The organism is Burkholderia sp. LMG 13014 (genome assembly GCF_905232215.1).
Taxonomy (GTDB): domain Bacteria; phylum Pseudomonadota; class Gammaproteobacteria; order Burkholderiales; family Burkholderiaceae; genus Burkholderia.
On sequence record NZ_CAJNKE010000782.1, the window covers coordinates 1 to 2,289 of the forward strand.

At 67.6% G+C, this 2,289-nt stretch carries 2 protein-coding genes; both read left to right on the forward strand.

All coding sequences use genetic code 11. From position 1 onward, the window contains the following. The coding region (locus tag JYJ84_RS34540) for a hypothetical protein (protein ID WP_205190113.1) at positions 1-184 on the forward strand (184 nt) is incomplete at its 5' end. Positions 185-417: 233 nt separating this feature from the next. Next, positions 418-2,289 (forward strand): sigma-54-dependent Fis family transcriptional regulator (locus JYJ84_RS34545; RefSeq protein ID WP_205190114.1); only part of this gene is annotated, 1,872 nt, incomplete at its 3' end.

The following is a 2,289-nucleotide window of genomic DNA, read 5'->3' on the forward strand; positions in this document are numbered from 1 at the left end:
GTCGCGCCGCAGGCGACGGGCGGCGGGTACGGCAGACGGCGTCGGCGTGTCGGGCAAGACCTGTCTCGCGGGCGGTGGCGTGGAGCGAATCGGGCGGCGTGTCATGTCGATAGGGCTCGATGGAGTCGGGGCAACCATCACTCGGCCGCGCGGGTGTCCGGGCGGCGGCTGGTTTGATCTGTGACAAAGCCAGAAACGCGCCAGCCGCGAAGATCGGGATTCTTACGGGTAGTCACGCGTCAGGAAATCGCGGTATCACGAAGCCGGTCTGTCGCGCGATACGACACGCATGGTCGTGCCCGGATTTTTTATTACGTTCTGCTTTCGTTTCGGGCGGCGATGCTGGCGTGGCCCGATGCTTGCTTGCATTGACGGCAAAGAGTCCGGCAAATGACCGGAAGATCCCCGGAGGAGACAATGCGCGATGACGTAGAGCAGGCGGCCGGAACACGAGCCGCGCATCCCGCCGGCTGGCCCGCGCCGTCGATCCAGAAGGCCCACGAGCGGTCCGAGACCTTCGGCCTGCAGGTATCGGCACGGCCCGACTACGATGTGCTGCCGAGCTCGGCGCTGGTGCTCAAACGCGAGCAGAGCCGGGTGCTGTGCGTGCACGCGATGCCGGTGATGGAAACGCTGCACGAGCAGATCGTCAATACGCAGAGCATGATCGTGCTGACCGACGCGGAAGGGCTGATCCTGCATTCGATCGGCGACGACGATTTCCTGCGCCGCGCGGAGAAGGTGGCGCTGCGCCCGGGCGCGAACTGGGCGGAGAGCCAGCAGGGTACCAATGCGATCGGTACGGCGCTTGCCGAACTGTGCCCGATGGTTGTTCACGGCGACCAGCACTTCCTGGCGGCGAACCGCTTCCTGACCTGTTCGAGCGTGCCGATCCTCGATCCGTATGGCGACGCGATCGGCGTGCTCGACGTGACGGGCGACCACCGCAGCTATCACCAGCACACGATGGCGCTCGCGAAGATGTCGGTGCAGATGATCGAGAATCACCTGTTTACGACGACCTTTCAGGAAACGCTGCAGGTGTCGTTCCATGGCCGCCCGGAGTTCCTCGGCACGCTGATGGAGGGGATCGTTGCGTTTACCGCCGACGGCCGCTTCCTGTCGGCCAATCGCAGCGCGCAGTTCCAGCTCGGCATGCCGCTCGCCGCGCTGCGCGCGCACACGCTGTCATCGCTGTTCGACATCACGAGCGCGCAACTGATCGACCGCATGCGCGCGAGCACCGACCGGCACCTGACGCTGAATCTCGGCAACGGCGCGGTGGTGTGCGCGCGCGTGCACTTCCGGCGAGCGACGCTCGCCGAAGGCAGCCGGCCGACGGACGTCCACGATGCGCTCGCGCCGGCCGCGCGCGCGAATGCGGTGCCGGCGCCGGCCGCGGGCACGTCGGCCGGCCTGTCGCGGCTCAACTATCTCGACACCGGCGATGCGCAGGTCGCATGCGTGATCGCGAAGGTGCGCAAGGTGATCGGCAAGGACATCCCGATCCTGATCACCGGCGAAACCGGCACCGGCAAGGAACTGCTCGCGCAGGCGATCCACAACGACTCGCCGCGGCGCGACGCGCCGTTCGTCGCGGTCAACTGCGCGTCGATTCCGGAGACGCTGATCGAGTCCGAGCTGTTCGGCTACGAGGAGGGCGCATTCACCGGCGCGCGTCGCAAGGGCGCGATCGGCAAGCTGCTGCAGGCGAACGGCGGCACGCTGTTCCTCGACGAGATCGGCGACATGCCGTATCCGCTGCAGGTGCGGCTGTTGCGCGTGCTGCAGGAGCGCCTTGTCAACCCGCTCGGCTCGACGAAGACGATCGCCGTGGACATCGCGATCATCTGCGCGACGCACCGCGATTTGCGCGACATGATTGCGCAAAGCCGTTTTCGCGAGGATCTCTACTACCGGCTGAACGGCCTCGTGGTGCGCTTGCCGCCGTTGCGCGACCGCACGGATCTCGCGGTGGTCGTGCAGAAGATGCTGCAACGGGAGGCGTTCGCGGGGCCGGGCCGGCCGCCGCTGTCCGTCGCGCCCGACGTGATGGCGCTGTTCGTGCGCGGCACTTGGCCCGGCAACTTCCGCCAGCTCGGCAACTTGCTGCGCACGGCGGCGGCGATGGTCGACGACGATGGCGAAATCCGGCGCGAACACCTGCCGGACGACTTCTTCGACGACCTGAGGCGCGGCGATCCGCCGGCGGCCCAGGTTGCGCACGACCCGTCCGCCGGATCGTGCGTCGCGGACGCGCTCCCCCCGGCCGATGCGCGCCTGCAGGAC